Raw genomic sequence first — 25,495 nt, forward strand, 5'->3', positions numbered from 1 at the left:
ACTATTATTTGAATTAAATATTTTGATAACTCGGAAATGCAGTAAATAGAGGTCTTTTAAAACAAGGTTCGGACCTTTGGGTTATTAAGTTATTGATATATATGTTCTTAAAGATACCTTTAATTTGTGCAAAGTTAACCCTAAAATATACTTCTTGAAGGATTATAGATTTTGAAGAAGAAGGGCCTTTTGTATTCATGATTGGAATGAATTAAAAACTTTAATGTAAGAAGTTATTATAAAGGCCACAGAACCCAAAAAAGAATTTCCTTTCAATAAACTCCTGTTGCCTTCTACAGAGCGTATTGAAAGGAAATTAAAATGTATATTATTTTATCAAAAACAGAGTAAACGTTAATATGATTATTATTTTGGGTTTATGGTCCATACAAATTCCATAAACAACAAGAAAAGGCCAACTTTGATTTGTTATTGTTTTTATTTCTTGTCTTTTCTTTTGAGATTATATAACGTTTCATCAATTGTAAACCAACAGAAGTAAAAAATACCAACTGAGAATATAATATCGCCAACTATACGTAACCATTTAAGTATTTGTACAGTAGGAGAGTAGAGTAATTCGGAATCCCTAGCAAAAGAATACCCTTTAGTTATAGATGTATAAGCTTGAATAATACCTACGGGAAGTAAGCTTAAAATTATCATGGCAATTAAACCAATATTAAGTAGCCAAAAAGCTCTTTTTAATTTTGTGCTTACCCAGGTTCTATCAGAATAGAAACGTAAACAGATTAAAATAAATCCCATACCTAACATACCGTACACCCCAAATAAAGCCGCATGAGCATGTACCGCAGTAGTATTTAAGCCTTGTATGAAATACAAAGCAATAGGTGGGTTAATTAAGAAACCAAAAACACCAGCGCCTATAAAATTCCAAAAAGCAACCGCTATAAAGAAAAATATAGGCCATTTGTATTTTTGCATCCATTGTTTGCTTTTTAAAAGATTCCAGTTTTCTCTAATTTCAAATCCCATAAGTGTAAGTGGTACGACTTCTAAAGCACTAAAAGTGGCTCCTAAAGCTATAGCCTGAATAGGTGTTCCTGAATAATACAAATGGTGCAGGGTGCCAATAATACCACCAGCTAAAAATATAGAAGCTGAGGCAACAGATACACGTCCGGCAGTTTTTGTAGATATGATTTTCATTCTTGAAAATATAAATGCAATAACTACGGTTGCAAATACTTCAAAAAATCCTTCTACCCATAAGTGTACTAACCACCATCTCCAATAATTAATAACAGGTAGGCTACTATTTTCACCGTACATAAGTCCAGAGAAAAAGAACATGCCAATGGCTAATACTGATATTAATAATATAATAAGTAAGTGTTTAGATTCGTCATTTTTACGAATACCATAAATTAGATGACGGCTTACCATAATAACCCAAAGCACTAAGCCTATACCCAGAAATATTTGCCAAAACCGACCTAGATCCATGTATTCGTAACCTTGGTGACCAAAAAGGAAATTAGTTGTTAAATCTAAAAATTGGTGTATGCCCAGCCATTCACCAAACATGGAACCAAAAACTATAATTATTAAGGCAATGAATAAGAAATTGATACCAAAAACTTGGTATTTCATTTCTTTGCCCGAAATCATAGGAGCTAAAAAGAGTCCAGTACTTAGCCATATAGTAGCAATCCAAAATATAGCAAGTTGTGTATGCCATGTTCTAGTTACGGAATAGGGGAGAATACTTGACAAATTGAAACCAAAAAAGGATTGCCCTTCAACGGTATAATGTACGGTGATAACTCCTAAAACAACCTGTAAGGCAATAAGTAAAGAGATAACTATAAAATATTTTAACAGGGCTTTTTGAGAGCGATATAATTTGAGGTCTTTAAGGGGATCGGTATCCGGTTTTGTAACCAAATCGCCTTTTTCATGGTTTAATAGATAATAATACGTAAGAATACCAATAAATAGTAAAAGTAATACAATGGATAGACCAGACCATATTAACGAGCCCTTGGTAATTGTATTGTCAATTAGAGGTTCGTGTGGCCAGTTTGATGTGTAGGTATAATCTTTACCAAGTCTGTTGGTACTGGCAGCCCAAGATGTCCAGAACAAAAAAGCATTGAGTTGTTCTAATTTTTTAGCATCCGTTAAAGCACCTTTAGGAATCGCGTAAACTTCTTTTCCTTCAGAAAAAATAGTTGTGTAATGTTTAATATTATCTTTAATGGCAGCTAATTGACTTTCCGATATGGTTATCGATTTGTCTGCTTTATTATAGGTGTTAGTTTTAATATCTTTAATTAAACGGGCTTTTAGAGCAGCTTTATTTTCAACATCTAAATCTTCATATTTAGAATTAAAATCTTTTTTTGCCCATGCATTGAGCATAAATACAGCTTCTTTATGTATCCAATCGGCAGTCCAATCAGGGGCTACATAACTACCATGTCCCCAAATAGAGCCTACTTCCATACCTCCAATAGATTCCCAAACGTTTTGTCCTGTTTGAATGTCTTCTTTGGTGTAAAGAACTTCTTGGGTTTCTTTAACAATAACGGTATCTGGTATAGGAGGTTGTGTTTGGTAAACCTCGCTTCCAATCCAAATTAGTGTGATGAAGGATAATACAATGACACTAATAAATGCAATCCATGTTTTTTTCATTGTGATTAATTTTAAATTTTTGGGGTTATAATGTTGCGTTAATACGTTCAATACTGTCATATTTAGAAACCGATAATCGAACGATACAATCTGATATGCAAGTTAAATCGTGTGGTATGTTTTCATCTAAAGCAATTAAATCACCTTTTTTAAGGATCTGGCTCTTACCGTTAACACCAAAATCTACAGTACCATCAAAAAGTTCTATTATGATTGGAAAAGGGGCTTTGTGTTCTTTCATAGCTTGTCCTTTTTTCATAACGATTCTAACTTCTTTGGAGGTTTTTGTTTGTAGCAAGACCGTGACAGATGGTTTGTTTTCTTGGTAGGTAATATTATTTAGTAATGATGCTGTGTTCATAATATTATAGTTTTATTTGTTGTCTGTAATTATTTTAAAAGTGAGATTGTTAATTTTTTCATCTAATATGATTTGACAGGATAAACGACTCGTTTCGTCAAAATAATTAACTTGATTAAGGGTTTCTTTTTCGGTGACAGTTATTATGTCATTTAGCGAGCCTTCAATAAGTTTTACATGGCACGTACCGCATAATCCACGACCTAAGCATTCTCCAATATCTTCATAATACGTATCTACAATAAGCTCCATTAAATTTGGGTATTCATAGCGATTGAAAGGAATTTCAACACATTTATTATTGTTTGTTATTATATGTACTTTATAAGGCAATTTGTTTGTTCTTAATTTATTAATGTACTTTTTGTGTGAATACAATTATTATTAGAGTACAAACTTAAGTCTTAATTTTAAATAGGACAAATATATCCGAATTAAAATTTGTTTTTTTATTGGAAATAGGGTGGTGTGATTCAATCACCTTTTAGGAACCTAAGTGTTTTGATTTAAAATACATTAAATTCAGAATGGCAATTAGTACGCTTGCTGCATACCATCAAACCAAGTGGAAACAGAATTATATTTTTTAATTAAGACAAATAAGTCCTAATTGAAAAAAACTTCATATATTTGTATAAAATTATAACCCAATATGTTTTCAAAAGCGTGTGAATATGGTATTAAAGCTGCAATTTTTATAGCAATCAATTCCAAAGAAGGTAAGCTGGTGAGTCCAAAAGAAATTTCTGAAGAGATTGATTCCCCACAGGCTTTTACGGCTAAAATATTGCAGGAATTAGTTCGACATAAAATAGTTTCTTCAGTAAAAGGAGCATATGGAGGATTTGAAATTGATAAAATCAGGATTGATAGTATTAAATTATCTCAAATAGTAAAAGCTATTGATGGTGATAAAATTTACATTGGTTGTGGTCTTGGTTTAGAAACTTGTAATGAAAATCATCCTTGTCCTGTTCATGATAAGTTTAAAACTATTCGCGACGAATTGAAATACATGTTGGAGCATACTAGCCTTCAAGAATTAGCTTTGAGCATAAAGGCTGGAAATTCATTTTTTAAAGTGTAAAAATTTTTTAATTATAAATAGGATAAAATTATCCGAAATAAACAAAGTTATGGAAGTATTATATAAAGATTCAGAAAAACAAATCGGTCAATTTGTAGCAGATGATTTTAGAACTGCAGCCGTATTTAGTAATTATGGTATAGACTTTTGCTGCAAAGGGGATAGAACTTTAGGTGATGTTTGCAAGAAGAAAGGGATAGAAACCACAGAAGTTTTAGACAAACTTAATGCGGTTTTAAATTCAAAAACAGGTCAATCCATTGATTACAAATCTTGGCCACTAGATTTATTGGCAGATTATATTGAGAAAAAACATCACCGCTATGTAGAAGAAAAAATCCCTGTATTACTTCAGTTTTTAAATAAACTTTGCAGTGTTCATGGAGAAAGACATCCGGAGTTATTTAAAATAAATGAAGAGTTTACAGCTTGTGCCAATGCATTAACATCACATATGAAAAAGGAAGAGCTTGTTCTGTTTCCTTTTGTAAAACGAATGGTAAAAGCAAAATTAGATAATGAAGCCATTCAATCGCCACAATTTGGAACTGTTGAAAGTCCTATTGCCATGATGATGCAGGAACATGATACTGAAGGCGAGCGTTTTAGAAAAATTGCCGAACTCACCAATAATTATAATCCACCTGCAGATGGATGCAATACGTATCAGGTAACGTTTGCAATGTTGGACGAATTTGAAAAAGATTTGCATTTGCACATTCATTTGGAAAACAATATTTTATTCCCTGAGGCTATAAAATTGGAAAAACGGCTTAGTTAATAACAATCCATGTTTTTAGATGAAAAAATTCCAGAATGTTGCCCCTAAAGACATTTTGGAATTTTTATTTTTAGGGTTACTCATTTTATTATAAAAAAATAACAATGCCTAAAAAACTTGTAGTTGTATGTTTGCTTAATTTTTTTGTTGCTGCCTCATTAGGTCTAGCTCTTCGCTATTCATTTATTGATCCGCTTCCTATTAATTATCGCTTTTTAACCCACGCTCATTCACATGTTGCCATGTTAGGTTGGGTGTATCTAATGTTGTATACCTTAATAGTCCATTATTTTGTTCCAGTTAAAAACCCTGTTTTCAATACATTGTTTTGGCTTACTGAAATTGCTGTGCTTGGTATGATGGTAAGCTTTCCCTTTCAAGGTTATTCCGCCGTATCTATTTCATTTTCAACCTTACATATTTTATGCAGTTATTACTTTGCTTATCTAATTTGGAAATATCATAAAACCAACTCATTAGTAACACGCTATTTACTAAGAGCTTCTCTTTTATTTATGTTGTTATCAACCATTGGTGTATGGTGTTTAGGACCAGCGGTAGCTATGGCTGGGCAAGCGTCTGCTTTTTATCAGATTGCTATTCAATTCTTTTTACACTTTCAGTTTAACGGTTGGTTTATCATTGCAGTTATAGCTTTGTTTTTCCACCAATTGCAATTGCACGACTCTAAGAAATTTAGACTGTTTTTCAAACTTTTGGTTGTATCAACAGTACTTACTTTTGCGTTGCCTGTGTATTGGTTTGCTCCTCATATTTCATTATTGTGGATCAATGGACTTGGTGTTCTACTACAATTAATAGCATTATTCATGTTCTTAAAACTTAGCAAGCCTTTACTTTTAGTTGTATTAAGAGGCCAATCAAAACTCATTGTTTATTTGTACAGTTTTGCTGTTTTTTGCTTTATATTGAAAATTGTATTACAATCAGTATCGCTCATCCCCGAAATTTCAAAAGTGATTTATCTGTATCACAATTTCGTCATTGGGTTTATCCATTTAACCATGTTGGGGATTGTTACAGGGTTTTTATTTTCTTTTATTGTGAAAAGTAATTTGGTAAAAATGAATAGATGGTTGCACTTGGCTGTTTACATATTTATATTAGGATTTGTTTTAACAGAATTAACATTAATCATTCAGGGATGTATGTTTTATTTAAAGCAAGGCTTACTTACAAACTACTATCTTTTACTTTTTTTATTTAGCATGTTTTTGCCTTTAGGAATTTTCATGCTACTGTTTAACATTATCACACACAAAAATCATGAAGAACAAATCGCAAAAACGACATAAAGCTTTGCAACCTTTAAGCAGAGATCACCATCAGGGATTATTGTTGTCTTGGAAAATTAGAACTGGCCTTAGCAAAAATATTGATACAGAACGTATATGGCGGTATGCCAATTGGTTTTTTGAAACGCATTTAATTCCGCATTTTGATATGGAAGAAGCACACATTTTTACACTTTTAGACGATAAAAATGAACTTAATAGAAGAGCATTAGCTGATCACAGGCGTTTAAAACGATTATTTTCCGAAAGCGAAAAGAATGCAAATACATTGAGTAAAATTGAAGAAGAATTGGAACAGCATATTCGTTTTGAAGAACGTGTGTTGTTTCCAGAAATTCAAAAAATAGCTACTGAAAAACAATTGAATTTAATTGAAGAAATACATCAAGAAGATGATTTTGTCGACAAATTGGATGATGAATTTTGGAAATGATACTAATTAACTTCAATAATTATTTAGTGCATTAAAAATCCTTTCTTTTTGATTTATATACAATTCTATAAACAGGAAAAATAACCCAAAGCACTAACATAATAAAGGAAACAATCAACCCAAAATTGGTGCCGAAAAATTGTTTAAAAACAGCGCCTGTATAACCCAACAATGCTGAAATATCTAATTTTAGTAAAATAAGGGTTCGCGATAAATCAATAGGATTTAGCATGGTGCCTATTAATGATAATTTATCAAGTGGATAATCTTCAAAAATGATAAGAGACATTAAAAAAAGACCATCATATATAATAGCTAAAAACAGCCAAACTAAAATAGCAAAACCAAAGCCTTTAATTTTATTTTCATTGGATAAGGCTATGTTAAAAGCGAGCGCTGTAAATATAAATGTAAGGAAAGTCCCTGTTATAATTAATAACGAAAAATCCCATATGGCGTTTGACCTAAATAGCCCGTAAAAAATAAAGGGAAGTCCTAACCCTAACACTAAACTCATTGATAGAGAGAGAGCAACACCTAAATATTGACCTAAAAATATAGACGAGCGTTTTAAAGGTTGAGCTAATAAAAGCTCAGTAAATTCTTTAGAATTATAATAATACATGACACCGAAGATGGTCCCAATTAAAGGCACTAAAACGATGATGACATTCATTAAGGTAATAACGGCTTTTGATAGGTCGCTGTTTAAAAACAACAGCACAACACTAAGTAATAAATAGAAAGCGAAGTACACGTAACTCCATCGGCTACGCATTAAATCGTAAAAACTATATTTTAATATTTTAAGCATGATTATTTGTTAATATAGATGCAATGGCGTGTTCAAAATCTGATTGACCCGTCTTGGTTTTAAGTTCGTTAATGGTTCCTTTGAAATAAATTTGCCCTTCTAAAAGAAAAACAATCTCATCTGATATTTCCTCTACAAAACTCATAATGTGCGATGTAATTAAAATGGTTTTTCCTTTAGCTTTTTCAGATTGAATTAAATCCTTTAAGCGTAATAATGAAATAGGATCCAATCCTGATGTTGGTTCGTCTAAAATAATGAGCGGACTATCAAACATAAACGTTAATACCAGATTTACTTTTTGTTTAGTACCACCTGAAAGATTACCTAGCTTTTTGTCAAGAAACGGTTCAAGTTTGAAATGGGTTATCAAGTCATCATCATGGTTTGTAAAACTTCTTAAGTCTTTAATCATCTTTATAAGTTCTTTGACTTTAAGATTGCTAGGAAAGTTTGCTATTTGAGGTAAATAATCAATTTTATTTCTATAATTAGAACTATTTTTTATGCTTTTTCCAAGAACAGAAATAGTTCCTTTGTCAGGGATTACCATACCCAAAACAGATTTAATCAACGTTGTTTTTCCAGAACCATTAGGGCCAAGTACTGCAAAAATACCTCCTTCTTTAATATCAAGGTTAACACCACTTAAGACGTTATTTTTTCCAAATTTTTTATGTAGATTTTGAATACTTACCATGTTATCTTTTTAATTAAAGGATGATTATCCATTAGGTTGTCTGGTGTAAAAACTGGAGACACTTTTTCAGAAAAATCAATAATATCTATGAATAAACTTCTGAGTAAAATAATGGTTTCGGGAGTTCTATTAACAATGTAGGAAAATAATTTTACAGGGCGGTATGGCACATCTCCAATACCATTTTTATCTAAATCATAACCTGTATAGTTGCTCCAGTAGTTTTTGTCAAACGTATTATCATTTATGTTGCTGTTATACGATATATCAAAAGAGTTGTACAAAAAATTATTGCCTATAAATTTATTGGAATAGCAAGCTCCCCGCACTTTAATAGCCCAACCATTATTAATAAAATTGTTGTTCATATAGTTTATTCTATTAGAGCCTTCAATATTGATACCTATTGTGTTTTTCTCAAAAGTATTACCTTTTATTTCTGCATCATTAATTTCTTTTAATAGCATACCATAAGACGCCGTTCCCCAATTTTCTTTAAACACATTGTTAAGCATTTTTATTTTTTTTGAAAACATAACGGCTACGCCGGCACCATTGTTAGTAAACTCATTATCTTCATAGATATCATTATTTGAAAACATAAAATGTAAACCATACCGTAGATTGTTAGCACTTACGTTGTTTTTTATAAGACAGTCATCAGAAAATTCTAAATAAATACCATCCCTTACGTGTTGCACATTGTTATTTTGGATGTCAATTTTTTTGCTGTACCATAATTGAATAGCATTGCCTGAATTATGCTCTTCAACGGCTTGACCAATTACTTTATTATTATATACCTTACCGTCTTCTGCCTTTTCAAGGTAAATACCAAAAAAAAGCTTTTCAAGGATTAAATTTTTTATTTCGAAATGTTTAGTTCGTTTTACCCGAATGGCGGCATAATCTTCGGTATAACTTGTTCCCACATTAATAATATGTAAACCATCAACAATCACATAGTCTGAAACAATAGTGATAATTTCCCCTTTTAATTCACCATCAATGACTGGATGATTTTCACCAATTATGGTTAAAGGTTTATCTACTATAATACTATGCTCTTTATAAGTTCCTTTTTTAACAACAATGGTATCAAAATCTCTTGCCTTAGAAATAGCGTCCTTTAAAGAGGAGATTTTACAATTATTACAAACTTCCACCACTTGACAAAGGGATAAGTGGCTTGTTAAAATTATAATTAAAAGAATACTATGTTGTAAAAAACGCTTCATTTAAAGTACATTGTATTTCACTCCAAAGTTTAAAGTTAGGTCTTCATTCATTTGAATACCGTTGTAATTTTCATAAATTGGCGCACCAGCTTCAAATCCAAATCTTAAATCTTTTAAACTAGAAGTTTGAGGAAATGCCAAATTAAAACCAATAAAAGTTTTAATTTTATCACTTCCATAATTGTTTGTGTTTGCCGTAGTAACCATCGTTGGATTTAATTCTGGATCCATTCCTTTTATTTTTCCTTCAGAAATTCCTAAAAATCTTGCAGAAACACTAAAGTTACTGGATAATTTGTAAGCTCCCCAAATATTTAATTGAGCACTATTTCCTAAACGATAACCCTCATTATTTGTTCTGGTTCTTAATATACTTAAAAATTGTGTTCCCCAAGAGCTGTTCGAAAAATTCTGTTTAAAAGTTCCTCCTATTGTAAAATCAAAAGTACCACTACCCAACTGCATGGCATAAGGAAGTTTCATGTCATTCATCATAGGTGTATCGTCGTAATTTTCGATATCTCCAACAGGAACACTTACACTACCATTTAAGTGGAATGATGTTTTATGATTATTAAATATCCCGTATAAAGCACCAATTTTTAAATCTCCTAAAACTGAAGATGTTGTTGAAAAATCATGCAGCATAGGCATCCCGTCCATCATCATGAGCGCCGTTAAATCCATATCTTTTTTTATGAAGTTTTGCACAGCCATAATTGTTAACCTTTCTGATGGTGAGAACATAATACCCAACATATACATGTTCATATTCATTTTTTGTGGAGCCACCATATAGCTATTATAAATACTGGTATTCCCAATATTATCGGAACCAGTTTTATTCCCCTCCATAATCATATTCATATACCTTAGGGACACCATAAGTTCTCCTTTTGGGTGCAAATGATCTCCCATAACGCCAATAGGCGCATGAGCATCTGGCCTATAATGATTATGGTGGTTATGATTTGTGATTTCTCCATTAGAATCTTCAAACTTTGTTCTAATCTCTTCCCAAGTATAAAGTTCACCACCTTTATCTTTCTGAGTTTGTTTAGCACTTACTTCACTTTTAAAAGCTGACAAATTCGCACCCATTGGGCTTGGAATAGCCTCACTTTTCAAATATGTGGCTGTTCTTGCATTAGTTAACTGTTTTGATTCATAATCTGTTACTGCTAATGATGAAAACTCAGTTCCATTATGCGCTTTTAAATAATTTATGAGGCATTCAATTGCATCAAACTGAAGTGTTTTGTTATTTGCCATAGCAGAAGATTTATGCAAATCATCTCGAATTATCATATGACAGTTAGCGCACTGATTCGTGTTTTGTGCTTCTGTGATATTGAAAAAAAGACATAGAATGAACATAGAAAGAGTATATGCACTTTTCATAAATAAGAAATTAGATTGTTTTTAGCTTAGTTTAAGTGTTTTAAAAGTTCATTCCAGGTGTACAATGTCCCTTCTTTTTCTAATTGGACTTTTACTGCATCTTCTTTGTTTTTAAAAGCTGTAAGAAAGGCTCCCATTGGACTAGGAATATTTTGGCTAATTAAAAAAGTTGCTTTAGTAGCATCCGTTAATTTTTCAGGCTCTGAAAAGTAATTAGACAAATATAGCTTTACTTCAGAGGAATCAAATTCTTTTAAAAAATTCACCATACATTCAGCGGAATCAAACATATATACCTTGCCTTTTTTTGTAACAATTTCTGCAGCATGTATCTTGTCAACAATAGTCATTTTGCAAAAGTGACAACCATCAGATCCATAATTAATAGCTTGAGGTGATACATTACAACTTAATAAGAACAGTAGTAGTACAAATATTAAATAGTGTTTTACTGGTTGCATATTTAAATGTTTTATTCGTTTGACTTATTTTATATATTCAAAACTTTTTTATGACTCTTTTTTCCAATAAAAAAGGCTAATAATGATGTTGCAATGCCCAGTCCTAAAAAGAATGCTCCTAATCTTGGATAGGAATGTGCTGTAAAATTGAGGATGTGTTTAGTGCCAAATAAAGGCGGTTGAAAGCCCATAACAGATCCATCTGGATTGGTAAATTTCATGATGGCTTTCGGATCCAAGTTATGACCGTAATCGTGTTCCCAAATATAAAAATCATAGATACCAGCAGAGCTTAATACAATCATTAATACAAACCACCCTAAAAACCATTTATAATTTCCTTTGAAAGCAATTAGTAAACCTATGATTGTAGATACAATAATGCCTATAGGGAATATTTTAAACTCAGGTATGGCTTCTGGAATATATTTCATGCCCACATAGTGGTTCATTAAATTAATATTTTTGATATCATATGGATTGGCGTCAGCAAAATCGTTAATATGAATATTCATTCCTAACGGAATTGGATATTGTGGAGCTTCAAGTGTTATATTCCACAACGGGAATATAAAAAGTGCTAAAGGAAAAATAGCTGCCAAAAGCATTATAATATTTGACTTTTTCATGAAATTAAATATTTAGTTAAAAAGTGTTTGATAGAAAGGCGAGAGCGAAATGTGACTCTCGCCTTTATGGGAAGTAAACACTAATAAGATTTTTCCTGTATTAAAAATCGTCTCCTAATGACCAAGATAATTTAATGTCAGATGATGAAGGGGAGACCCTTACATAACCTTGCATTTCTTGGTGTAAAGCAGAACAGAAATCAGTACAATAAAACGGCCACACACCAACTTGTTTAGGCTCCCAAACAAATGTTTCGGTTTGTCCAGGCATAATCAATAATTCTGAAGTATTTGCTCCAATCATTGCAATACCATGAGGTACATCATAATCTTGTTCTAAATTAGTAACGTGGAAATACACTTTATCTCCAACTTTTACACCTTCAATATTATCTGGTGAGAAGTGACTTCGTATCATGGTCATTTGAATATGGACTTCATTTCCATTTCTTGTCACTTTTGTGTCTGCATCACTTTTTGCGGCATATGGATGTTTATTATCTTCTAATTTATAAAGTTTTTTAGAATTAGCTGTTATTAAATTTGCAGGAATTCCAGCAGCATAATGAGGTTCTCCAATGGTTGGAAAATCTAATAACAACTCCATTTTATCACCTGAAATATCAAATAATTGCGCCGATTGCGTTACTTCGGGACCTGTTGGTAAATATCGGTCTTTGGTTATTTTGTTCATAGCTAACAAATATTTCCCAAAAGGGTTTGCTGAATTTCCACCTGGAATCATTAAGTGACCAATAGAGTAGAAAGTTGGTTTTCTGTCTAGCACTTCCCAAGTTCCTAATTTCCATTTCACTACTTCAGAAGAAATAAAGAAAGATGTATAAGCATTACCTTTACCGTCAAATTCAGTATGTAAAGGGCCTAATCCTGGTTGTTCTACTACACCAGCTAAAACATCTTCAAATTTTAAAATGGGAATACCATAAGCTTCACCAGCAAATTTTTTGTTTTCAATGGCGTTTAACATTTTTGTGAATGAATGAACAGTTAGGTTAGCTGATAACTTTCCATTTCCAACAATATATTCACCTGTTGGATCTACATCACAACCGTGTGGAGATTTAGGTGTAGGTAATAAAAATATAGCTCCAGGAACATCAGATGGTTTTACTTGTAAAACCTCGTGCATCATTGTTGATGTAGCGGTATGGTTTTCATCACTATATAAATTATGGGCATATTCTGAAGGTATTTTTGTACCTCCACCATTGTTAACGTATTCTTCAATTTTTTTCCAATTAATGGCAGCAATGAAGTCTTTATCATTTTGTGAGGCATTAACTTCTAGCAAGGAGTTAGCTTCCTCCGTATTATAGGTAGTAAAAAAGAACCATCCATGAGATTTTCCGCGACCAGGATGTGATAAATCATAATCAAAACCTGGCATTAATAGTTGAAATTTTATTGACATTTCACCATTTTCCGGATTTACCTTTAAAAATGATAAAGATCCTTTAAAGTTTCCTTTATAGTCTTTTATAGGCATGTCTCTTTGAGGAATTGGAACTGAAAAACGAGTTCCAGCGACGACGTATTCAGTATTTTCCGTAACAAAAGAAGAACTATGATTTCCAGCGCTATTTGGGATTTCAATAATCTCTGTTGTTTCAAAGGTTGTTAGGTCAATTTTTGCTATTCGTGGCGTATTGTTGGCATTAATATATACATATCTGCCATCTAATTTTCCTCCAGTTTGTGAGATATCAGGATGGTGCGAATCATCCCAAGGAATAAAACCATGAGAAGTATTTAGCATCGGTTTTGTTTCTTCATTATATCCATAAGCTTTTTCTGGATCTTGTGAAAATACTGGAATAACCTTGAACAAACGTCCAGAAGGCAGTCCATAGACGGATAATTGTCCACTAAATCCTCCAGAGATAAATGCATAGAATTCGTCATACTCCCCTGGAGCAACATACACTTTTTCCGCGGCATTAGAATTTAATGCGCTATTTGATTTGGATGATTTACTATTATTACAACTCGTAAAAGCCATAGCAATCATTAAAAATCCTACTGATAGTTTAAAAATTTGTTTCATAATATATTTGTTTAGTTTGTTTAGTTTTTTGGTATTATTACTTTGTCTACCACATGTACAATACCATTCCCAGCAGAGATACTAGCAATAATTTTAGCACCTCCAACATACACATCATCTCCTTTAACTTCAACGGTAACATTTTCATTACTAGCTTGTCCTAAGTGTTTGAATTTTTTTAAAAATTCTTTTGAATAGTTACCAGGAGTCACATGGTGTTTTAAAATGAGCGCTAGTTTTGCTTTGTTTTCTGGCTTTAACAAATTAGCAACTGTACCTTCCGGTAGGGCTGCAAAAGCTTCGTTTGTAGGAGCAAAGACCATTAATGGTCCTGCGTTTACCAAAGCATTTTCCAATCCAGCAGCTTGTACAGCGGCTACTAAAGTGGTATGGTCTTTTGAATCCATTGCAATTTGTAATACATTGGGTTTTGAACCATCATCTTTAATAAAAGCTTGTCCTTGTTTTTCTGCAGTTTGATTAGTTACTGTTGTTGAGTGCTCTTCAGTTTGTGTGTTCTTATTGTTTTTACAATTAAAAAAACACGCAACAAGCAAAATAGAAAATAGAATGTTTAATTTAGTTTTCATAAACTTGATTATTTTAATGTTCTAAAATACTCTAAAACTGCTCTAGCTTCCTCTTGGGTGAGGTTTTGATTTGCCATAGGAGCTCCGTTAAATTCTGCTAATAATTCTTTAGCTAATGGATCTTTTTGAATCATTACCTCAGGATTCAATATCATGTTCATAATCCATTCAGGAGTTCTTCTTTCCATAATACCTGCTTGTGCAGGACCTATAAATTTTTTATTAGGTCTATGGCATGCGGTACACATTTTATTGTATATTCCTTGTCCTTGTGTGACCATAGCTTGATTGATTTCAGAACCTAAATCCACCGATGTAATAGGTCCTATACCTTTATCGGTAAGGTTAATTTTTTTTGATGCAGTTACCTTAATTTCTGGCGCGGTTTTTTGAGTTGTAGTTGCTTTTTTTTCATAAGAAAAGGATTCTTTTTTTTTGTCTTCTTTACCACCACAACTAATAAGTAAGCTGATACATAAAAGTGAGAATAATTTTAGCATTGTTTTCATAATAAATTAATGTTATATTTCAAGTATAATTGATTTTATAAGGCAAAAATAAAGTGTAAAGAGAATCTAAAATATGATTTAAATCATATTTAAGACAAAAATATCTTTTTTAATTTGTAACCATAAATTAGTCATGAAATGATTTCAAACTCATCCAAATATGCCATTAAAGCTGTTTTATTTTTAGCAATACATTCTAACGAAGAGAATAAAATTATGGTAAAAGATATTGCAGAACCCATAAATGTTCCTCAGGCTTATATTGCTAAATTATTACAAGAACTTGCCAAACGAAAATTGATATCATCAACACGTGGTCCAAAGGGGGGGTTTTATTTAAGTAGTGAAGATAAAGAAAGGAATGTTATGGACATTATCAGTGTTATTGATGGTGAAAAAAAAATAAATTCATGTTTGTTGAGTTTAGAGCGTTGTAATTCAAGCAATCCATGTCCAATCCATCATCTAGCAAACCAATCGAGGATCGTTCTAATTGAAAACTTAAAACAAAATTCAATTAATGAATTAGCATTAGATGTTAAAAACGGCAAATCAAAGCTGCCTCTTTAATATAAAACAAAAACCAAAAGGGATAGAGCCTATAATTTAATTATAGGCAAAAATTTATTCAATTCAAATACAATTTGGTTCGACATTTTTTCTGTACGCTCTACATGTAGAACCTTCAACCAATTTTGGTTGAAGGTTCTTTGTTTTCAAAAAAGACATTTTAATGTTTGAATAATTTTTGATAGAACTTGATTTTAGTCGACTCTTTTAATGTCATTTTATCAAATTTTTCTAATTGTGGAAAAGCCCTTTTTATTATTATCACTAAAAATTTAATCTTATTCCTGAGTTATTTTAACAATTCTATAATTGCTTCTGTCTGCTATAAATAAGTCTCCATTGGCATCTACCGCTATGCCCTCTGGTGAACTAAAAATTGCAGTTGTTCCATCTCCGGCTAAGGTAGTTACGTTACCTTCTGATGAAATTTTACGTATTCTATTATTATTTTCATCTGTTACATAGATATCTCCTTGTTTATCCACGGCTATACCTGTTGGATAAAAGAATTGTGCGACTGATTCTTGTCCATCAGCAAAACCTTTGGTGCTACCTGCAATGGTAGTCACATCTCCGTTAGGTGTTATTTTACGTATTAAATGGGTTCCACTATCTGTTGTTACATACAAATTATCTTTAGTGTCTACAGCTATTCCAAAGGGACGGTTAAATCGGGCATTGGTACCGTTACCATCAGTAGTACCTGCCTGAGTACCTCCTGCAAAAAGACTTACCTCCCCGCTTGCACTTATTTTGCGTATATTGTGTTTGTCGATTTCTACGACATATACATTACCTTGGCTGTCTATGGCCACTCCGGAAGTTTGTTGAAATGTTGCACTTAATGCTGGTCCGTTATCAGAACCGTTCAAACCACTTCCTGCAAAAGTTGTGACAACACCAGCTGTGGTAACTCTTTTTATTTTATGGGTATTACTATCTGTCACTAACATATCACCCGCTGCGGTAAATGCTATATCATTAACTCCCATAAACCTTGCTTCTGCCCCTGTGCCATCTTTTTCTCCTGACTCTCCGCCAAACCCAGCTAATGTTGTTACGTCTCCGTTTGGTGTAATTTTTCGTAAAATATGATTTTCAGTATCTGCTACATATAGATTACCCACTTCATCTACCTCGATGCCTTGCGGCGATCTAAATTGTGCTGCACTGCCAATACCATCTTTATATCCTATACTGCTACCAGCAATTGTTGAAACTCCAATTTCAGATACTATATAAACGAATTCTGGACCTGTTAATTCAGTGCCATCGACAAATACCTTAATTAATCCAGTGAATGCTTTTGGTGGTACTGTAGTAGTTATTTTATTGTTCTCAACAGTAAGAACTTCTGCTTGTTTACCATTAAAAAAAACTTCCACGGAAGTAATATTGGTTCCGAAACTACTTCCATTTATTGTGACCACTGATTCTTTAATACCGCTTTCAGGACTAATTGATACAATTTCAGGAAGAACAGTAAAAGGCACACCAAGTCCGTCATTTTCTGTAATTATATCTAGATCGCCAGTAGTTGCACCCTCAGGAACCAATACTTTAATTTCTGTATCTGTTAATGACTGTATTGTAGCTTCAATATCATTAAAAAACACCTGTATCTTGGTTGCATCTGTTCCAAAAGTATTCCCTATCAGGGTTACTTCGGTCCCAACTGGACCACTTTTAGGAATATAATCAGTTAATGTTAGCTCCAAAAGTGTAAACTCAGGTCCAGCCAATTTGCTTCCATCTACTTCCATTCTTACATTTCCTGTCACTGCTTGCTCCGGTACAACAACTACTACCTCTGTATTAGAAACAGACTCAACTACAGCTTCGATCTCATTTGGGTTGTTCATGGACCTATCAGTAAAGAATACTTTTATTTTAGATGCATCAGTACCAAAATTACTTCCGATAAAGGTTATTTTAGCACCTTGTTGGGCACTTTCAGGAGTAATACTACTTAATGTTGGTTCGAGGTACGTAATTACAGGTCCAGAAACTGTTTTTCCGTTAACAACAATTTTTATGGCACCTGAGCTTCCATTGCTTGGGGCTACTGTTTTAATTTGTGTATTTGTAACCGACTGTACTACGGCTTCTGTAGTATTAAAAAATACTTTTACTTTACTTTTATCAGTACCAAAATTTTCACCTACGAGTGTTACTTCCACTTCTTTAATGCCGCTTTCAGGACTAATACTACTAAGGCTAGCTGCAGGTATTGCAACTGGGGAAGAGGTATCATCATCTTTGCTACATGCAAAGATTATAAAAGCTACCATTAGGGGAATTAAAATAATTTTAAAAATTGTTTTCATAAGATTTTTTGTTTAATAATTAACAAGTGCAAGTTGCTGTTAATCCTGTAAGAATACATCAGGTAAATTATGTGGTTTTAAAAATCAGGGAAAACCCTAGTAAATTAGTTTAATTAGAAAATAATTATAAAATTCTTGTGAGATGAAAATAAAGTATTGATAAGTAATTCTAATCTATTAACCCTTTTTCTATCGCAATTCGTATCAAACCAGCTGTGTTGCGAACACCTAATTTTTGGATGAGATTATTTCGATGGCTTTCTACTGTTTTAGTACTTATAAAAAGGATATCTGCAATTTCTTGATTTATATATTCTTTAGAGATAAGGTCAAGAACTTCTTTTTCTCTACGGGTCAATTTAGGAATAAAAGTTATTTGCGAAGGATTGCCAATGCTATCATTGAGTAGTATATCTTGAATACTTCTTGGCAAATATTTACCTCCTTTATATACAGTAGTAATGGCAGTAATTAATTCTTGTTTATCTGTGTTTTTTAATAAATACCCTTTAGCTCCATTTCTAAGCATATTTTTTATAAATCCTGTCTCGCTATAATTAGATAAGGCTATAATTGCTAATTCGGGGTGTATTTTGGTAAGTTCTTTACACAAATCAATTCCGTTACTATCAGTTAAATTAATATCTAATAATAACACATGGGGTACATTGTTAGAAATATTATCTAATAATTGTTGACCTCTACTATAGGTGTCAATTATTTTAATGCTATCTGAGTCTTCGAGCATCGTTTCTATACCTCTCAACACCATATTATGATCATCTAAAATAGCAACTTTTATCATTTTTTTTTGATTTTATTTAAATCGATTTCAATACTAAAAGTTGTACCCTTCTTACTCGAACTGATATCTAGATTCGCTTTTAAAAAATTGACCCGTGATTTTATGTTTTGCAGCCCTATTCCATTCTCAGAAGAATTCGTATCAAATCCTTGACCATTATCTTCAACGGTAATAATTAGTTTATCTTCATGATTATTTAGTTGTACCAATGCTTCTGTCGCATTAGCATGCTTTATTACATTATGTATTAATTCTTGAATAATTCGATAAATAGCTGTTTCATTTTCACTTTTTAATGATAATCTATTTCCAAAATATTGAAAACTGATATTTAGAGAATTGGAGGCATTTTGTTTCGAACAGAATTGCTGAATGGCCTCTACCAAATCGAAATTATGTAAGGATGGGGGTGCAAGGTTATGTGAAATTCTTCGTACTTGTTCTACGGCATTATCTAACATGCTTATAGCGTCATCATAAAAAATCTTTTCCTTTTTCGAAAATTTGTTAGGTTCGATGGAACTTATCTTATACTTTATAACTGCTAAATCCCCGTTAATACCATCGTGAAGGTCTTGTGCCAATCTATTACGCTCCTTTTCCTCACCGTCAATTAAAGCTTCTAATTTTAACACCTCTTGTTGGGTTTGTAATGCTAATATTTCATTATTTTTTAATTTTTGCCGTTGCCTGTAGAACAGCCAAAGACCAATGCTACCTAATAAAAAAAAGATGCCACTACCTAAGGCTATGTTATATTGATTCTTCTTTTTTAGAATATCATTTTCTTGTTCTTGTAATTGTAGTTTTTGTAATGCGATTTCGTTATCTTTTTTTTTGGTTTCGTATTGAATTGTAAGATTCGAAATTATTTGATTACTCTCTTGGCTTAAAATGCTGTCATTAAGTTTAATAAACTTTTCTGCGTAATTATAAGCCCTTCTGTAATTTTGTTTTTTAGCATATAATTCAGATAAACTTAATAAAACATTTCTTTGAGTTCCATTTAAATTTATTTTTTTTGCAAGCTCATAAGATTTCAAATTATAGTACTCTGAGTTATCAAAATTGCCAATTTTAAAATAAATATCTCCAAGTAAATTCAAACAATAAGACATTTCATTTTCTAAGTTTGTATTATGTAAATTGTCATATGCTTCTAAAGCATATTTTAATGAATTAGTATAGTCTTCTGCATAGTTTAAATAATATTCTGATAAGTTTTTAGCTAAATGATATTTAGTTTGGGGGTTATTTAGTTCTATTACCAACGGTTCAATTTCTTTTAATTGATTAAATGCTTCATTTGGTTGTTTTTGATTTAAATATAATAATCCCAAATTCAATCCAATAGCAGCAATTTTAGCTTTAATATTTGCTTCTTTTGATAATTTTAATCCAACTTTACTATATTCTTCAGCTTTTGTATACTGCTTAAGATCCATAAAAATCATTCCTAAATTTTGATTAATAGTGATTAGAGCTATTGTATCATTTAAAGTAGTTAAGTAGGGCATGGCAAGAATGTATTTCTCTGTTGCTTTCGAATATTCTGACGTATGTGTGAACATAGTGCCAAGATTCGCATAACTAGTGCCAATTCCTTTATTATAATTCAATTGCTTTGCAATCTTAAGACTTTGCTCACCGTAAATAATTGCTTTATCATACTCATTGGAATAAAACCAAACATAGGCTAAGTTTAAGTATGCATCATATTCTCCCATTTTAAAATTAACTTGTTTTGCATGCTCAATGATTTTTTGGTACAGTGAATCTGCTTTTTTTGGCTCAGTAAACCTTAATTCTTTAGCAACTTTGAGATTTTTATTAATAGAAATTGTATCATTCTGGGCATGAATATTTACAAAAAATAAAATCAGATAAAATGAAAAAAAGAAGAAGTTAGGCTTCATAATGGGTTGATTATCATATTATAAATATACAGATTTGAATTTATATTCTTATTTATTCACAATCGGGTGAGTATTTGCCAGAATCTTTATAGGTTCTAAAATAGCGTTCGCCATTTAAATAGGTTTTATCGTCTTCATCAATGGTAATTATATAGTCGTAAATTTCACCATTGTAAAAGTTTAATTGCAATATAGTTTGATTTTGTTTTTTTAGCATCCTCCAAGTTCCCGCCCCTTGCTTGTTGTTTCCTCCATAACCAGAACTCTCGCCTGTATCCATAGAAACACTGCTTACAGACGAATGTTTAAAATAACCCTCGCCGCAAAGGTCTATGGTAGTGCGATTGTTATAACCACCACCAGATGTACTGTAAGATTCCATGTAGGTTAAGCGACAGTTTTTAAATATTTTACTCAATCCAATAGATTCCTCTTGTGTTGAATTAATAATTGTTTGTGTTTTTGGATTATAGAACATAACAGATGCCGTTACCATAAGTCCTGCGGTTTTAAGATCTTCTGTAAACTGGGTAGTTTCTGCGGCACATAAAATAGTTAGTCCGTACCCATATGGGTTTATCATGCCTACAATTAGAGCCTTGGTAGGTTTTGTATCTATAGTTCCTGTGTATAAACCTGCAATGGCATTATCCATAATTTTTTCTACACCATTTATAGGTGTTAGAAGTGTGTTTTTGCTGATTTGAAAGCCATTTTTTGCTTCTTGCTCCATGTCTGCAATGCTATGTTCATCATGGGTGATTATTAATACAACACCTTCAGTTTCTGAAGATGTAATTGCAAATCCCGATGCCACTTTGTTACCTACCCAACCTTCGGGCACATGAAAAGAAATACCAAAATTAGGGTAGTCTACTTTGCTAGTTTCTTGAGCATTCAAAGTTTGCATTTCACAAAATAGCAATAAAACAATGCCGCTATATAAGCTTATAATAATTTTCATTTTTATTTAATTACTGGCAGGTTGTTTGACTATCTAATTTAACATTTGTCCCTGTATTTGCCAGATTGCATATTTCTGTAGAAATGGCAAATAAATCAGGATTTAATGTCAGGTCTAAAACCGTTAAATTGATTAGGTTTTTTATTTCAAGGGGAACAGCTATCAAATCGTTATTCTTAAAAGATAATTCTTCTAAATTAGAAAGTAAGCCTATACTACTACTTATCGACTGAACATCATTATTATCAAGATATAGCCTTTTTAATGCGGTCAATTTTGAAATATTGGAGGGTACAAATTTTATGGAATTATCATTTAAATTTAGATATAGAAGATTAATTAATACTTCAATTTGGCTTGGTATTGACGTTATTTGGTTAGTGTCTAAGCGTAAATTGATTAGACTAGGAATTTGAAAAAGAATAGTAGATATACTAGTGAAATTATTAGAGGAGAGGTCTAGTATTTTTAAAACTGAAACTTGTTTTAATTCATCTGGCAAAGCAGTTAATTGGTTATCATTTAAATATAATGTAGTTAACTGACTAAGGTTTCCAATTTCTGGGGGTAATGATGAAAGATTTAATCTACTCAGAGATAAGACCTCTAGATTTGAAAGTTGCCAAACGACCCCAGGAACAGATGTAAAATCATTATTATTTATATACAAAACTTTCAGATTTGTAAGATCTTTAAACTCTTGTGGCAAATTGGTAAGTGAATTGCTGAATATAAATAAGGTTACTAAATTTGATAATTTCCCTATTTCGGAAGGCAATATTGTGAGATTTGATGCATTGATTTTTAAAAAATTAACTTTGCCTTCATTATCTAAATCAACACCAATCCAATTATCAATTTCAGGGTCATTCAAATCCCAGCCAAGGGTGTTGTTAGGATTGGCATTATATATAGCTGTTAGAGCATCTCTGTCGGTAAACCTAATTTCTAAGATTACTTGATAGTCTACTGACGAACCATCTTCGGCAGTAACAGTATAAACAACAGGGCGACTAAAATCTTTAGCTACAATTGGGCTAACAGAGGCATCAGGAGACACTTCAATACTTGGTTTCAATAATGCTGCATTGGCACTATATGTAACCATAGCCATTATGGTTTTATTTTCTTCGTCAACGCTTGCTATTATAGTTTCATCACCATATAATTGGTTATTCTCTTTTTTAAAGGCAAAACTTAAAATTTGTTTCGCGCTGTTAAGTGCGATGCCAACCGTTACCTTATAAGTGGTTTTTGTACCGTTTTCGGCAGTAATGGTATAATCGACCGGAGCTGAAAAATCTTTTGACCCTGATTCATTGACAGTAGCTTTGTCAGAAACTACTATAGTGGGTGTTAAAGATTTTACATCAGTACCATTGGCTACTATTGCACTAATTGTTTTATTAGTTTCGTTTATTACCGCGGTAACGTCTTCGGTAATCACATTATTATCAACTGCTTTAAAAACAAAACTGGTAATTTGTTTGGCACTGCTTTTTGTAGGTTCTTGAACAGCATCATCTTTATTACAAGATGCCACGGTCATTAATAATACAGTGATTAATAAATATAAATATTGCTTTTTCATTTTTAACGATTTAAGTTTTTTTACTCGCACTTAACATCTGGGTCAAGTTGAATTTCTGTTCCTGTATCCTCTAATTTGCATACTTCTTGAGGTATGCTGGTCAACAAATTTGTGGTTAAATACAATCTTCTAAGATTTGTTAGGTTACCTATTTCTATTGGAATTTTAGCTAACTTATTGTTGTTCAGAACTAAAAAGCCTAGATCTTCTAGCTGTCCTAATTCCTTGGGTATTAAAGTTAATAGGTTGTTTGAAACGAATAGGTCCTTTAATGACACCATATTTTCTATTTCTGTTGGTAATAAGGTTAAATTATTAAAATCAACCCTTAAATTATCTAGTTTTATTAATTTTCCAATTTCTGGAGGTAAGGCGGTTAATTGATTTTTTTCCAATCGAAGTACAATTAATTCGGAAAGATCACCAATTTGAGTAGGTAGCTCAGTTAGTTTATTATCATCCAAGCTTAAATACTTTAGATTACTCAATTCTCCTATTTCAGGTGGAAGTATATTTAAATTATTTCCTTGCAATTGAAGACCAACTAATCCTTTTAAGTTTCCTATAGTTGAAGGAAGTGATTTTAAGTTGTTAAATGGAAAATTTAACTCTACTAAAGCTTTTAAGTTTCCTATTTCAAATGGTAATTTGGAGAGCGAATTATTGCTTACAGAAAAATACGCCAGATTAAATAATTGACCTATCTCGGCGGGTAATGAGACTAAATTGTTTTTATCTATCCCAAGTTCTAATAAATTATTAAGTTTACCAATTTCAGGAGGTAGTGAACTTAATTTATTTGTATACAACTCTAACTTTTGCAAATGGTAAAGACGTTTTATTTCAGAAGGTATTTTTTCGATTTCGTGATTAGACAAGTTCAATTGAAAAACATGTCCTTCTTCATTTGTACTAACCCCTTGACAATTATTGATATCAGGATCGTTTAAATCCCAATCGAGCGTGTTATTTGGGTTTGCGTTATAAATGGCTATTAAAGCATCTCTCTCGGTAAGAGTAATTTCTAATATTACTTGATAATCTATAGTAGTACCATCTTCAGCTGTAAGAGTATAGACCACAGGATTGCTAAAATCTTTTGCTCCTGTTTGATCTATAACTGCTTTTTCAGAAACTACAATGGTAGGTGTTAATGATGTGACATCAGTACCATTGGCAACTATACCACTAATTGTTTTATTAGTTTCGTTTATTACCGCTGTAACATCTTCGGTAATCGCATTATTATCAACTGCTTTAAATACAAAACTGGTAATTTGTTTGGCACTGCTTTTTACTGATTTCTGAATACCATTGTCATCGTCTTTACTGCAAGAAGTCATTGTCAATGCCAATGTGGAAACGAACATGTATATTAATTGCTTTTTCATAATTGTATATGTTAAGTGTGTAGTATTATTTTTTTTAGTTTACTCGAACAAACTCGGTATATTTTTCGCCTTCATCAACTAGTTCAATAATCCGCATTGTATTATTCGCATTCGAAAATGTTACGACATCAGGTGTTTGTGAGTCGCTTTCGCTTTGCTGAGTGTTTGCATTAAAATAATTAAAGCTAAATTGATATTGCCCTGTAGTGAATTTTACCCAAGTACCATCTATTATATAACTCTCGTCTGGCACACAACCTCCTCCTAATTCATCATGAAATTCGATATAAGTAAAGTTTCCATTTGCAGTTAAGGTATATCTGCTGGTTTGCTCGCAAGTTGTCTTTTCAAACACCTCTGGTGTTCCGTCACTGGCAAAACCTGCTTCTCTAACTGGTTTCCAAGTACCTATTATTAAATCTTCGTTTTGATTAATAGTGGTTTCTTTTGAGCAAGAAACTGCACCTATTAATAATAATATGTAACATATAACATCTATTTTTTTCATAATACTTGGGCATTAAATTATAGATGCAAGTTGATTATAATACTACTTTAATACATCAGGTAAACTATGTGATTTTAAAACCTAGGGTTTTACCTAGTTTGTTGGTTTTCATTTAAACACCTTTGGATTAAGGTTAATGAAGATTATAAATTTGTAAATGTTGAAAGTTTAAAAAAAAGATAAAAAAACATAATGAAACTTATAAAAAATTTCATTGCTTTAAGAAATTCTGAAGCGGCACTTTAATATGAGAGTTATATAGATTTAACTTTTTCAGATGGTTAAATTTTATATATCAGAAAATATAATAAGGAATTTATTACTTGTTATTTTAATTTTAGCGATTCATCACATAAAGCACTAAATTTATCTAA

General features: G+C 31.9%; 24 protein-coding genes. 5 read left to right on the forward strand and 19 right to left on the reverse strand.

The window, feature by feature from the left end:
* Positions 1-438: 438 nt before the first annotated feature.
* Genes G5V56_RS16985 through G5V56_RS16995 form a run of 3 tightly spaced genes read right to left on the reverse strand, consistent with a single transcriptional unit; the run spans position 439 to position 3,277 of the window.
* On the reverse strand, positions 439-2,664 hold the full coding sequence (locus G5V56_RS16985) for a nitric-oxide reductase large subunit (protein ID WP_166967350.1): 2,226 nt from the start codon (positions 2,662-2,664) through the stop codon (positions 439-441).
* A gap of 25 nt (positions 2,665-2,689) precedes the next feature.
* On the reverse strand, positions 2,690-3,025 hold the full coding sequence (locus tag G5V56_RS16990) for a cupin domain-containing protein (protein WP_166967352.1): 336 nt from the start codon (positions 3,023-3,025) through the stop codon (positions 2,690-2,692).
* Positions 3,026-3,037: 12 nt separating this feature from the next.
* Positions 3,038-3,277, reverse strand: coding sequence for a 2Fe-2S iron-sulfur cluster-binding protein (locus G5V56_RS16995; RefSeq protein WP_166967354.1), 240 nt, complete (start codon positions 3,275-3,277; stop codon positions 3,038-3,040).
* A 400-nt stretch (positions 3,278-3,677) separates the two neighbouring features.
* On the opposite strand from G5V56_RS16995, the gene G5V56_RS17000 reads away from it, so the two are divergent.
* The 4 genes from G5V56_RS17000 (at position 3,678) to G5V56_RS17015 (ending at position 6,642) form a co-directional block, all read left to right on the forward strand.
* Positions 3,678-4,112, forward strand: coding sequence for an RrF2 family transcriptional regulator (locus G5V56_RS17000; protein ID WP_166967356.1), 435 nt, complete (start codon positions 3,678-3,680; stop codon positions 4,110-4,112).
* Positions 4,113-4,161: 49 nt separating this feature from the next.
* Positions 4,162-4,893 (forward strand): iron-sulfur cluster repair di-iron protein, encoded by a 732-nt coding sequence (gene ric, locus G5V56_RS17005; protein ID WP_166967359.1) that lies wholly within the window; start codon positions 4,162-4,164, stop codon positions 4,891-4,893.
* A 104-nt stretch (positions 4,894-4,997) separates the two neighbouring features.
* Positions 4,998-6,209: a hypothetical protein gene (locus G5V56_RS17010; protein WP_166967361.1), complete on the forward strand. Its 1,212-nt coding sequence runs from the start codon at positions 4,998-5,000 to the stop codon at positions 6,207-6,209.
* Positions 6,181-6,642 carry a hemerythrin domain-containing protein gene (locus G5V56_RS17015; RefSeq protein WP_166967363.1) on the forward strand — a complete coding sequence of 154 codons (462 nt, stop codon included), beginning with the start codon at positions 6,181-6,183 and terminating at the stop codon, positions 6,640-6,642. The genes G5V56_RS17010 and G5V56_RS17015 overlap by 29 nt, the downstream gene beginning before the upstream one ends.
* Before the next feature lie 31 nt (positions 6,643-6,673).
* On the opposite strand, the gene G5V56_RS17020 is transcribed toward G5V56_RS17015, so the two are convergent.
* The 9 genes from G5V56_RS17020 to G5V56_RS17060 form a co-directional block, all read right to left on the reverse strand.
* A complete protein-coding gene (locus G5V56_RS17020) occupies positions 6,674-7,456 on the reverse strand; it encodes an ABC transporter permease (protein ID WP_166967365.1) in 783 nt (260 codons plus the stop codon).
* Positions 7,449-8,156 (reverse strand): ABC transporter ATP-binding protein, encoded by a 708-nt coding sequence (locus tag G5V56_RS17025; RefSeq protein ID WP_166967367.1) that lies wholly within the window; start codon positions 8,154-8,156, stop codon positions 7,449-7,451. Before G5V56_RS17025 ends, G5V56_RS17020 begins: the two co-directional genes overlap by 8 nt.
* On the reverse strand, positions 8,150-9,394 hold the full coding sequence (locus G5V56_RS17030) for a nitrous oxide reductase family maturation protein NosD (protein WP_166967369.1): 1,245 nt from the start codon (positions 9,392-9,394) through the stop codon (positions 8,150-8,152). The genes G5V56_RS17025 and G5V56_RS17030 overlap by 7 nt, the downstream gene beginning before the upstream one ends.
* Positions 9,395-10,795, reverse strand: coding sequence for a nitrous oxide reductase accessory protein NosL (locus G5V56_RS17035; RefSeq protein WP_317166448.1), 1,401 nt, complete (start codon positions 10,793-10,795; stop codon positions 9,395-9,397).
* Positions 10,796-10,821: 26 nt separating this feature from the next.
* Complete coding sequence (locus G5V56_RS17040; RefSeq protein WP_166967373.1) at positions 10,822-11,256, reverse strand: nitrous oxide reductase accessory protein NosL; 435 nt, start codon at positions 11,254-11,256, stop codon at positions 10,822-10,824.
* A 29-nt stretch (positions 11,257-11,285) separates the two neighbouring features.
* The gene (locus G5V56_RS17045) at positions 11,286-11,885 is read right to left on the reverse strand and encodes a hypothetical protein (protein WP_166967375.1); all 600 of its coding nucleotides are present in this window, start codon (positions 11,883-11,885) and stop codon (positions 11,286-11,288) included.
* A 100-nt stretch (positions 11,886-11,985) separates the two neighbouring features.
* Positions 11,986-13,950: a Sec-dependent nitrous-oxide reductase gene (nosZ, locus tag G5V56_RS17050; RefSeq protein ID WP_166967377.1), complete on the reverse strand. Its 1,965-nt coding sequence runs from the start codon at positions 13,948-13,950 to the stop codon at positions 11,986-11,988.
* A gap of 20 nt (positions 13,951-13,970) precedes the next feature.
* Positions 13,971-14,540 (reverse strand): fasciclin domain-containing protein, encoded by a 570-nt coding sequence (locus G5V56_RS17055; RefSeq protein ID WP_166967379.1) that lies wholly within the window; start codon positions 14,538-14,540, stop codon positions 13,971-13,973.
* 8 nt (positions 14,541-14,548) lie between these two features.
* Complete coding sequence (locus G5V56_RS17060; protein ID WP_166967381.1) at positions 14,549-15,049, reverse strand: c-type cytochrome; 501 nt, start codon at positions 15,047-15,049, stop codon at positions 14,549-14,551.
* A gap of 138 nt (positions 15,050-15,187) precedes the next feature.
* Between G5V56_RS17060 and G5V56_RS17065 the strand changes: the two genes are divergently transcribed.
* On the forward strand, positions 15,188-15,619 hold the full coding sequence (locus G5V56_RS17065) for an RrF2 family transcriptional regulator (protein WP_166967383.1): 432 nt from the start codon (positions 15,188-15,190) through the stop codon (positions 15,617-15,619).
* A 278-nt stretch (positions 15,620-15,897) separates the two neighbouring features.
* Here the strand turns inward: G5V56_RS17065 and G5V56_RS17070 are convergent, their stop codons facing one another.
* The 7 genes from G5V56_RS17070 to G5V56_RS17100 all read right to left on the reverse strand — a co-directional run bounded on the left by G5V56_RS17070 (position 15,898) and on the right by G5V56_RS17100 (position 25,121).
* The gene (locus tag G5V56_RS17070; protein ID WP_166967385.1) at positions 15,898-17,946 is read right to left on the reverse strand and encodes an IPT/TIG domain-containing protein; all 2,049 of its coding nucleotides are present in this window, start codon (positions 17,944-17,946) and stop codon (positions 15,898-15,900) included.
* A 169-nt stretch (positions 17,947-18,115) separates the two neighbouring features.
* Positions 18,116-18,751, reverse strand: coding sequence for a response regulator (locus G5V56_RS17075; RefSeq protein ID WP_166967387.1), 636 nt, complete (start codon positions 18,749-18,751; stop codon positions 18,116-18,118).
* Complete coding sequence (locus G5V56_RS17080) at positions 18,748-20,667, reverse strand: tetratricopeptide repeat-containing sensor histidine kinase (RefSeq protein WP_166967389.1); 1,920 nt, start codon at positions 20,665-20,667, stop codon at positions 18,748-18,750. The genes G5V56_RS17075 and G5V56_RS17080 overlap by 4 nt, the downstream gene beginning before the upstream one ends.
* 52 nt (positions 20,668-20,719) lie before the next feature.
* Positions 20,720-21,631, reverse strand: a complete 912-nt coding sequence (locus G5V56_RS17085) for a hypothetical protein (protein WP_166967391.1) — start codon at positions 21,629-21,631, stop codon at positions 20,720-20,722.
* Between the two features lie 10 nt (positions 21,632-21,641).
* Positions 21,642-23,222, reverse strand: a complete 1,581-nt coding sequence (locus G5V56_RS17090) for a leucine-rich repeat domain-containing protein (protein ID WP_166967393.1) — start codon at positions 23,220-23,222, stop codon at positions 21,642-21,644.
* Positions 23,223-23,242: 20 nt separating this feature from the next.
* Positions 23,243-24,613, reverse strand: a complete 1,371-nt coding sequence (locus G5V56_RS17095; protein WP_166967395.1) for a leucine-rich repeat domain-containing protein — start codon at positions 24,611-24,613, stop codon at positions 23,243-23,245.
* A 34-nt stretch (positions 24,614-24,647) separates the two neighbouring features.
* Positions 24,648-25,121 (reverse strand): hypothetical protein, encoded by a 474-nt coding sequence (locus G5V56_RS17100; protein WP_166967397.1) that lies wholly within the window; start codon positions 25,119-25,121, stop codon positions 24,648-24,650.
* Positions 25,122-25,495 lie beyond the last annotated feature (374 nt).

Source organism: Yeosuana marina (assembly GCF_011762485.1).
Lineage (GTDB): Bacteria > Bacteroidota > Bacteroidia > Flavobacteriales > Flavobacteriaceae > Yeosuana > Yeosuana marina.

What these genes read in the sequence shown, in the direction of transcription:
- G5V56_RS16985 (WP_166967350.1), bottom strand. Translation starts at nt 2,664, where the DNA reads ATGAAAAAAACATGGATTGCATTTATTAGTGTCATTGTATTATCCTTC.
- G5V56_RS16990 (WP_166967352.1), bottom strand. Translation starts at nt 3,025, where the DNA reads ATGAACACAGCATCATTACTAAATAATATTACCTACCAAGAAAACAAA.
- G5V56_RS16995 (WP_166967354.1), bottom strand. Translation starts at nt 3,277, where the DNA reads ATGGAGCTTATTGTAGATACGTATTATGAAGATATTGGAGAATGCTTA.
- G5V56_RS17000 (WP_166967356.1), top strand. Translation starts at nt 3,678, where the DNA reads ATGTTTTCAAAAGCGTGTGAATATGGTATTAAAGCTGCAATTTTTATA.
- ric (WP_166967359.1), top strand. Translation starts at nt 4,162, where the DNA reads ATGGAAGTATTATATAAAGATTCAGAAAAACAAATCGGTCAATTTGTA.
- G5V56_RS17010 (WP_166967361.1), top strand. Translation starts at nt 4,998, where the DNA reads ATGCCTAAAAAACTTGTAGTTGTATGTTTGCTTAATTTTTTTGTTGCT.
- G5V56_RS17015 (WP_166967363.1), top strand. Translation starts at nt 6,181, where the DNA reads ATGAAGAACAAATCGCAAAAACGACATAAAGCTTTGCAACCTTTAAGC.
- G5V56_RS17020 (WP_166967365.1), bottom strand. Translation starts at nt 7,456, where the DNA reads ATGCTTAAAATATTAAAATATAGTTTTTACGATTTAATGCGTAGCCGA.
- G5V56_RS17025 (WP_166967367.1), bottom strand. Translation starts at nt 8,156, where the DNA reads ATGGTAAGTATTCAAAATCTACATAAAAAATTTGGAAAAAATAACGTC.
- G5V56_RS17030 (WP_166967369.1), bottom strand. Translation starts at nt 9,394, where the DNA reads ATGAAGCGTTTTTTACAACATAGTATTCTTTTAATTATAATTTTAACA.
- G5V56_RS17035 (WP_317166448.1), bottom strand. Translation starts at nt 10,795, where the DNA reads ATGAAAAGTGCATATACTCTTTCTATGTTCATTCTATGTCTTTTTTTC.
- G5V56_RS17040 (WP_166967373.1), bottom strand. Translation starts at nt 11,256, where the DNA reads ATGCAACCAGTAAAACACTATTTAATATTTGTACTACTACTGTTCTTA.
- G5V56_RS17045 (WP_166967375.1), bottom strand. Translation starts at nt 11,885, where the DNA reads ATGAAAAAGTCAAATATTATAATGCTTTTGGCAGCTATTTTTCCTTTA.
- nosZ (WP_166967377.1), bottom strand. Translation starts at nt 13,950, where the DNA reads ATGAAACAAATTTTTAAACTATCAGTAGGATTTTTAATGATTGCTATG.
- G5V56_RS17055 (WP_166967379.1), bottom strand. Translation starts at nt 14,540, where the DNA reads ATGAAAACTAAATTAAACATTCTATTTTCTATTTTGCTTGTTGCGTGT.
- G5V56_RS17060 (WP_166967381.1), bottom strand. Translation starts at nt 15,049, where the DNA reads ATGAAAACAATGCTAAAATTATTCTCACTTTTATGTATCAGCTTACTT.
- G5V56_RS17065 (WP_166967383.1), top strand. Translation starts at nt 15,188, where the DNA reads ATGATTTCAAACTCATCCAAATATGCCATTAAAGCTGTTTTATTTTTA.
- G5V56_RS17070 (WP_166967385.1), bottom strand. Translation starts at nt 17,946, where the DNA reads ATGAAAACAATTTTTAAAATTATTTTAATTCCCCTAATGGTAGCTTTT.
- G5V56_RS17075 (WP_166967387.1), bottom strand. Translation starts at nt 18,751, where the DNA reads ATGATAAAAGTTGCTATTTTAGATGATCATAATATGGTGTTGAGAGGT.
- G5V56_RS17080 (WP_166967389.1), bottom strand. Translation starts at nt 20,667, where the DNA reads ATGAAGCCTAACTTCTTCTTTTTTTCATTTTATCTGATTTTATTTTTT.
- G5V56_RS17085 (WP_166967391.1), bottom strand. Translation starts at nt 21,631, where the DNA reads ATGAAAATTATTATAAGCTTATATAGCGGCATTGTTTTATTGCTATTT.
- G5V56_RS17090 (WP_166967393.1), bottom strand. Translation starts at nt 23,222, where the DNA reads ATGAAAAAGCAATATTTATATTTATTAATCACTGTATTATTAATGACC.
- G5V56_RS17095 (WP_166967395.1), bottom strand. Translation starts at nt 24,613, where the DNA reads ATGAAAAAGCAATTAATATACATGTTCGTTTCCACATTGGCATTGACA.
- G5V56_RS17100 (WP_166967397.1), bottom strand. Translation starts at nt 25,121, where the DNA reads ATGAAAAAAATAGATGTTATATGTTACATATTATTATTAATAGGTGCA.